This is a genomic window from Rhodanobacter spathiphylli B39 (assembly GCF_000264295.1).
Lineage (GTDB): Bacteria > Pseudomonadota > Gammaproteobacteria > Xanthomonadales > Rhodanobacteraceae > Rhodanobacter > Rhodanobacter spathiphylli.
Map to the genome: position 1 here is coordinate 115,982 of NZ_AJXT01000021.1, position 7,548 is coordinate 123,529.

8 protein-coding genes are annotated in these 7,548 nt (G+C 64.8%); 3 read left to right on the plus strand and 5 right to left on the minus strand.

Annotated elements, in window-relative coordinates:
* Positions 1-10 precede the first annotated feature (10 nt).
* Complete coding sequence (locus UU7_RS09360; protein WP_007807657.1) at positions 11-1,888, minus strand: potassium transporter Kup; 1,878 nt, start codon at positions 1,886-1,888, stop codon at positions 11-13.
* Positions 1,889-1,995: 107 nt separating this feature from the next.
* On the minus strand, positions 1,996-2,220 hold the full coding sequence (locus UU7_RS09365; RefSeq protein WP_007807659.1) for a hypothetical protein: 225 nt from the start codon (positions 2,218-2,220) through the stop codon (positions 1,996-1,998).
* A gap of 613 nt (positions 2,221-2,833) precedes the next feature.
* On the opposite strand from UU7_RS09365, the gene UU7_RS18345 reads away from it, so the two are divergent.
* From UU7_RS18345 to UU7_RS09375, 3 genes are read left to right on the plus strand one after another with little or no spacing between them, the layout of a single operon-like run.
* Entirely contained in the window at positions 2,834-3,043 is a 210-nt protein-coding gene (locus tag UU7_RS18345; protein WP_157582096.1) for a hypothetical protein, read from the plus strand.
* On the plus strand, positions 3,040-3,465 hold the full coding sequence (locus UU7_RS09370) for an AHH domain-containing protein (RefSeq protein WP_157582099.1): 426 nt from the start codon (positions 3,040-3,042) through the stop codon (positions 3,463-3,465). The genes UU7_RS18345 and UU7_RS09370 overlap by 4 nt, the downstream gene beginning before the upstream one ends.
* 2 nt (positions 3,466-3,467) lie before the next feature.
* On the plus strand, positions 3,468-4,013 hold the full coding sequence (locus tag UU7_RS09375) for a hypothetical protein (protein ID WP_007807663.1): 546 nt from the start codon (positions 3,468-3,470) through the stop codon (positions 4,011-4,013).
* 158 nt (positions 4,014-4,171) lie between these two features.
* Here UU7_RS09375 and fusA read toward each other — a convergent pair whose 3' ends face one another.
* From fusA to UU7_RS09390, 3 genes are all read right to left on the minus strand, one after another.
* Positions 4,172-6,301 (minus strand): elongation factor G, encoded by a 2,130-nt coding sequence (fusA, locus tag UU7_RS09380; RefSeq protein ID WP_007807665.1) that lies wholly within the window; start codon positions 6,299-6,301, stop codon positions 4,172-4,174.
* A gap of 103 nt (positions 6,302-6,404) precedes the next feature.
* Entirely contained in the window at positions 6,405-7,067 is a 663-nt protein-coding gene (locus UU7_RS09385; RefSeq protein WP_040673171.1) for a M24 family metallopeptidase, read from the minus strand.
* 13 nt (positions 7,068-7,080) lie between these two features.
* Entirely contained in the window at positions 7,081-7,443 is a 363-nt protein-coding gene (locus UU7_RS09390; protein WP_007807669.1) for a DUF1304 domain-containing protein, read from the minus strand.
* Between the last annotated feature and the right edge of the window lie 105 nt (positions 7,444-7,548).

Here is a 7,548-nt window from a genome sequence, read left to right on the forward strand (position 1 = left end):
TGGCGTCGCGTCATATCTCCACCTCCGATCCGAGTTCGATGCGCCGGTTGCCAGGAATCTGGAAGAACGCCGTCGCGGACAGCGCATTGTGCGCCATGAAGGCGAACAGGCGGTCACGCCACGCCGCCATGCCGTGGGCGTGGCGGCCCGCCACCACGGTCTCGCGCGACACGAAGAAGGTGGTTTCCATCATGTCGAACGGCAGGCCGGCCGGGCCGCATTGCGCCAGCCGCAGCGGTACATCCGGGTCCTCGCCGAAGCCGAAGCGCAAGCGCAGTCGGATGAATCCTTCGCCCAGCGCCGTCCATTCGAACCATTCGGCCGGGTCGGCCCGGGGCGTATCCAGGGTCTCCACCGTGAGCAGCACGTTGCGTTCGTGCAATACCTTGTTGTGCTTGAGGTTGTGCAGCAGTGAGCTGGGGATCGACTCGGGGTTGGCGGTAAGGAACACGGCCGTGCCGGGCACCCGTATCGCCGGGTGATCCGCCAGGTTGCGGATGAACGGCGCCAGCGCCAGGCCGCCCTGCTGGATTTCGCGCACCACCAGCTCGCGCCCGCGGCGCCAGGTGGTCATCGCCACGAAAACGCCCAGGCCCAGCGCCAGTGGAAACCAGCCGCCGTGCTCGACCTTGACCAGGTTGGCGCTGAAGAAGCCAAGGTCCACGGTGAGCAGGCAGGCGCCGGTGGCGAGCACCGCGGGAAGAGGCCAGCGCCACTGATGGCGCGCCACCACCAGGGCCAGCAGGGTGGTGATGACCATGGTGCCGGTGACCGCGATGCCGTAGGCGGCGCCCAGGTTGTCCGACGAGCGGAAGCCGAGCACGGCCGCCACGATCAGGACCAGCAGGACCCGGTTGATCCACGGCACGAAGATCTGCCCCGCCATCTCGTGTGACGTGTGCACCACGGGCATGCGTGGCATGTAGCCCAGCTGCATCGCCTCGCGCGTCATCGAGAATGCACCGGAGATCACCGCCTGCGAGGCGATCACGGTGGCCGCGGTCGCCAGCGCGATCATCGGGTACAGCATGGACCGCGGTACCAGGTGGTAGAACGGATTGGCCACCGCAGCGGGGTCGTGCAGGATCAGCGCGCCCTGGCCGAAGTAGTTCAGCACCAGCGCCGGCAACACGAAGTTGAACCAGGCCAGCTGGATCGGCCGCTTGCCGAAATGGCCCATGTCCGCATACAGCGCCTCCGTGCCGGTGACCGCCAGCACCACCGCTCCCAGCGCGAAGAAGGCTTCGGCCTGATTGCGCAGAAAGAAGTCGACGCCGTAGCGCGGGCTGAGCGCCAGCAGGACTTCCGGGTTGCGGGTGATACCCAGCACGCCGAGCCCGGCGATGCTGAGGAACCAGACCGCGCAGACCGGGCCGAACACGGCGCCGATGCGGTGGGTGCCGTGCTTCTGCAGCCAGAACAGGCCGACGATGACGCCGATGGTGATCGGCACCACCCAGCGTTCAAGCGCGGGCGCGGCCACCTTCAGCCCCTCGACCGCCGACAGCACCGAGATCGCCGGGGTAATCACGCCGTCGCCGTAGAACAGCGCAGCCCCGAACAGGCCCAGCGCAATCAGGCTCATGCGCAGGCGTGGCACGTGGCGCGCGCTGCGCTGGGCCAGCGCCAGCAAGGCCATGATGCCGCCCTCGCCGCGGTTGTCGGCGCGCATGATGAACAGCAGGTACTTGATCGACACCACGATGATCAGCGACCAGAACACCAGGCTCAGCGCGCCCAGCACATTTGCCGCAGAGGCCGGCACGCCGTGGGCGCCGAACACTTCCTTCAGCGTGTACAGCGGGCTGGTGCCGATGTCACCGTAGACCACGCCCACGGCGCCGAGCGCCAGCGAGGCGAGGCGGCGTTTCTGCGGAGAGTTGCTCATGCGCGCTGGTCGGTGGCGCGGGCTTCGGCAGAAGCCGGTGCGACGTGAGGAGCGGCGAGCTGGAACATCTGCAGTACCTGGAACGGATCAGGCGCGCAGTCTGGGCGTCAGGCTGTAACAACGGCATAGCGCCATGCGGCAACAGCATAAAATTCGCGTAAAAAAGCCGTGGTCGTACTGTTCTCAGGCAGCTGCATGAGCTTGCTCTGGCCACGAGTGAACGCGGTTTCCGCTTTCCGGCAACATCCGTTGACCGGTACCGGATCGCAATCATCCTTCGACACGAACACGAACACGAACACGAACACGAACACGAACACGAACACGAACACGAAAGCCCAAATTGCGGGCGGACGTGGTCGATTGACTCCGGTCGTCATCTGGTAGGGCGAGTGGCCCGCCTGCAACGGACTCCCGGCGTAGTCAGGCGAAGTGATCAGCAGTCAAAAGCGCGGCGTAACGACTCGATCGGGCAACCAAGCCGGGTGGCAATACCGCTAGCCGCTGCCGACCATTGCGTCTTCTCCATCAAGCCCAATGGCGCGTGTCGGCTCGATGGCGCGTCTACGCTCATCGAACGTCGCGGCGACATGTCGAAGCGAAGCGCCGATCCGCCCTCGACGATCGGCGTTCAGTCAGGCCGGCTGATTGGCGATGCCGGTCAAGTCGCCTGGCAGGCATGACCAAGCCGAGCTGGCGACTTTGCTTCGACAGGTAGTGATCGGCCTCTTCGGTCACGCATGAAAAGTCCGGGGCATCCATCCCCGGGCCTATCCGTCCGCCGCCAGATGTCGGCTTCAATCCACATCGAAGGCCTGCTTCACCTCCTTCTCCGTCAGCTCGCATTGGCGGTTCCAGCCTTCCCAAAGTTGTGGATTGATCACAAGCCGAGGTCCGGCACGGCATCAAACGCGATGGTGATGGCTGCTCGGGTAACCATCGGGTTTGAACAAAAAAACTGGAGAGAATGAGATGGAGGAGGGAACCGCCAGGGCGGCCATAGGCGTATTGAGCTTGGCCGCTGATGAAATGATGGAACTCACGCTGATGTCGAACGCGGTACTTGGCGGTGATTCGGCAGTCAATTGCTACCAGGTACGCAATTCGCGCGCACTTGCTAAAGCAAATCCCTGGTTCTTGACAAGAATGGCGTGACCAAACTGCCAGTCTCCGTCAGGCGATTGCAGGCGGATGTAGTGGCCAACGGTGACCACAGCATGGCGCTTTCTGGCAACATCCAGCTCGCGCGTGGCGAGATTGTTCCAGGCACGGATGCGCATCACATCGTCTCGCGAACTCACAGGCTCGCCAAGTTCTCTCGCAAATACTTGTTCGACTGGCGGATCGGCATCGACGATGCGGACAATGGCGTATTCCTGCCCAGGGCGCCTGGCGCCAACATCGCAGGCCTGGAAAAGGCGAACGCACATGATCCCATTCACAGCAAGCTCTATCACGCCACGGTCGCGGCGCGCCTGCTCGGTCGACGCACTGACGGGGCGGCTGCCGGCCGGGCCGAGCTGCAGAGTATGCGTGCGGACATGATCGCGGGAGTTTTCCCGTACAGAAGGGCTTGAACATGTCGATTTGGGAATTGAGAACACAATCCCCGGACAAATTCGCTCCGCTCGTGCCCAGCGACGCGCAGGTAAATTCGGGTGTCTTCGAATTTGACGGCACGCCCAGGCAGTGGAAGCGGCGGCCAGTCGTCGAGGTTTACCAGAAGGGCCGGAAGAAGGATCAACTGCCGCGCGGCGATGTCAGCCTGCTGCTGGCCGGCTCGTTGGTGCTAAACCAGAAAGCCGTCGACACGCTGGGGGCCTTTCTGGCGCAATTCGGGCAATTGCTTGAAGCAAAGGTGGACGACAAGATCGAGTATTTCTACAACGTCACACGGGTGATCGACTGCATCGATCCTGATCGCTCCGAGCGGCGCTCCTCCGGGTCTATCGTCAAGGAGGCTTTCAGAGCAGATGCATTGCCGGTCGGGCCAACGGTCTTCAAGGATCCGCGGACGGCGCGCATCCGAATCTATGTCAATGACGAAGCCAAGCAGGTGCTGGAGGCGAGCATCGCCGCGAATGGCCTGACAGGCTTTGAACTGGCTCAGCTCGGGGCCGGTTGAAGTTCCCGTTCGCCATGTGTGCACCTGTGCCCTCTTGATCCGTTGGCCGGTACCGGATCGCCATCATCCTTCGACACGAACGCGAAAGCCCGGGAGCAACTCCCGGGCTTTCGCATTTGACACTGAGAGAGGATCAGGTGGCAGTTGAGGACGAAGCCCTACTTCGCTTCCTTCTCCATCAGCTTGTCGACCATGCTGGCGGGCACTTCCTGGTAGTGATCGAAGATCATCGAGAAGTTGCCGCGGCCGCTGGTGGCCGAGCGCAGGAAGTTGATGTAGCCGAACATTTCCGACAGCGGCACGAAGCCCTGCACGAAGGCCGACGTGCCCTTCTGGCCCTGGTCGGTGATGGTGCCGCGGCGGCGGTTGATGTCGCCGATCACGTCGCCCAGGTAGGTCGCCTCGGTCACCACTTCCAGGCTCATGATCGGCTCCAGCAGCTTCGGCTTGCTGAGCTTCTGCGCCTCGCGGAAGCACTGGCGGGTGGCGATCTCGAAGGCCAGCGCGGAGGAGTCGACGTCATGGAACTTGCCGTCGACCAGGCGCGCCTTGAAGTCGACCACCTCGTAGCCGGCGATCTGGCCTTCGCGCGACTCGGTCTTGATCGCGTGCTCGACCGCGGGGATGTATTCGCGCGGCACGCGGCCGCCGACCACCTCGTCGGAGAACACCACGCCCGAGCCCGGTTCGCCCGGCTCGAAGATCATCTTCACCTCGGCGAACTGGCCCGAGCCGCCGCTCTGCTTCTTGTGCGTATAGGTGTGCTCGACGGCCTGGCCGAACGCCTCGCGGAAGCTCACCCGCGGCTTGCCCATGCTCGCTTCCACGCCCAGTTCGGTGCGCATGCGGTCGATGGTGATTTCCAGGTGCAGCTCGCCCATGCCCTTGAGCACGGTCTGGCCGGTTTCCTGGTCCACTTCCATGCGCAGCGAGGGGTCGGCCTTGACCATCTTGTAGAGCGCGGTGGACAGCTTGTCGACGTCGTTGCGGCTCTTCGGCTCGACCGACACGCTGATCACCGGGTCGGGGAAGCGCATGCGCTCGAGCAGCGCCGGGTGCGCCGGATCGCTCAGCGAGTCGCCGGTCTCGGTGTCCTTCATCGAGACGAAGGCGCAGATGTCGCCCGCGCGGACCTCGTCGATCTCCTTCGTGTCGTCGGCCTGCACTTCGACGATGCGGCCCACGCGCTCCTTCTTGCCCCGCGTCACGTTGAGCAGGGTGTCGCCCTTCCTGATCACGCCGGAGTAGATGCGGCAGAAGGTCAGCGTGCCGAACTGGTCGTTGATCACCTTGAACGCCAACGCGCGCGCCGGCGCGTCGTCGGTCACAGCCTGTTCGCCGACGACGTTGCCGTCCTCGTCGACCATCGCGATGCCGCCGTTCTCGCCGGGGTAGGGCAGGTAGTCGACGACCGCGTCCAGCAACTGCTGCACGCCCTTGTTCTTGTACGACGAGCCACACAGCACCGGCACCAGCTCACCGGTGACGGTGCCCTTGCGGATGCAGCGCTTGAGCACGGCCGGGTCGAATTCGCCAGTGTTGATCAAATGCTCGAACGCGTCCTCGTCCAGCGCCAGCGCGCTTTCCAGCAGGTCCTCGCGCAGCCTGGGCAGGTCGGCGATCCACGCATTGTCGGCGTCGGAGCCGAACTTCAGGCGGTCTTTCAGCTGTTCCAGCGGCACGCTCTCCCACACGCTGTCCTTGTCGTCCGAGGCCCAGATGTAGCCCGTGCCGGCGACCAGGTCGGCCATGCCCACGAATTCGTCGCTGCTGCCCAGCGGCACCTGGCACAGCAGAGCGTTGGCGCCGAGGCGCTCGCGGATACCCTTCACGCAATGCGCGAAGTTCGCGCCGATGCGATCCATCTTGTTGACGTAGCACAGCCGCGGCACCTTGTACTGATCGGCCAGGCGCCAGTTGGTCTCGGTCTGCGGCTCCACCCCGGCGACGCCGTCGAACACCACCACGGCGCCGTCCAGCACGCGCAGCGAGCGGTTCACCTCGATGGTGAAGTCGACGTGTCCCGGCGTGTCGATGACGTTGATCTGGTGGCCCTTCCACACCGCCGACACCGCAGCCGACTGGATCGTGATGCCGCGCTTGCGCTCCTGCTCCATGTAGTCGGTGGTGGTGGAACCCTTGCCTTCCTTGGTGTCGTGCACGTCGACGATCTGGTGCTTCTTGCCGGTGTAATACAGCACACGCTCGGTGGTCGTGGTCTTGCCCGCGTCGATGTGCGCGATGATGCCGATGTTGCGATACAGGTTCAGGGGTTTGTTGCGGGCCACGGGCAGAACTCCATAGGGCGACACGATGACGTGTCGGGAACAGACCGCACACATGCCGTCTGTAGCGGGGATTTTCAATGCAGGCGATGCGACGGCCACGCCGTCAGCCGGACAGCAGGTCCTCGTAGAACGCGCCGAACGGTTCGGTGGGGTGCGCGATCTGGATCTCCAGTATCCACAGGTCGGGTGACGGCGGCGCGCCCAGGTCGGCCAGATCGCCGCCCTTGTGGATCGCGTGCGGGAAGTCGCCGACCCGGTGGCCCTTGGTGGCCTGGTTGAAGCGCCAGCCCATCGCGGCGGCGCGCGCCTCGGCGAACGCATACAGCGCCTGGCCGCTCAGTCCCTGGCCACGCCAGGCCTCGGCCACCTCGTGGAACAGCGCGCGCGCCGCCTCGGCGCAGGCCTGCCGTTGCGGGGCATCCCCGATCACGAAGGTGTCGCCGACGTCGCCTTCATGGCCGTCGAAGACCAGGCCGAGATCGATGAAGTAGCTGTCGTTCTCGCCCAGCCGCACGTCCGGATCGGAGGCTTGCCGGTAGGCCTTGGTGGTATTCGCGCCGATGCGTACCAGCACCGGATGCCACAGCCGCTCGCAGCCCAGTTCGCGGAACACCTCCATCGCCTCGGCCCTGGCCTCGTCCTCGCTGATGCCGGGGCGCATGCGCTGGCGGATGCCGTGCAGGGCGTCCCAGCTGCGCTCGCGGGCGCGCTGCATCAATGCCGGGTCGTAGCGCTGGCCGACCGCTTCGCGGGGAAGTGACGTCACGGGTGACGAACCATCAGGCCAGGTGGATCAACACCAGCGCGACCAGCGCGGGCAGCGCCTGGAACAGCAGGATCTTCCGCGCCGCGGTCAGCCCGCCGTAGATGCCGGCGATCAGCACGCAGACGAGGAAAAACAGCTTCACGCTGAAGCCGGCGCCGCCGTTGCCCAGCAGCAGTCCCCACACCAGTCCGGCAGCGAGGAAGCCGTTGTAGAGGCCCTGGTTCGCCGCCAGCGCCTTCGACTGTTCGGCGAACTCCGCCGTGGTGCCGAACGCGCGGCGCCCGGACGGCCGCGTCCACAGGAACATCTCCAGCACCAGGAACCACAGGTGCAGCAGCGCAATCAGCGCGATCACGATGTTGGCGGCAACGGACATGGCGGGTTCCCTGGCTGGCGAGAGGAGTGGCTGGCCCGCAGTGTTGCAGTCGAGCCGGTCGCCCGCAATCACGACCTCTCAGAGCTTGTGAAGAAAACCACTTCC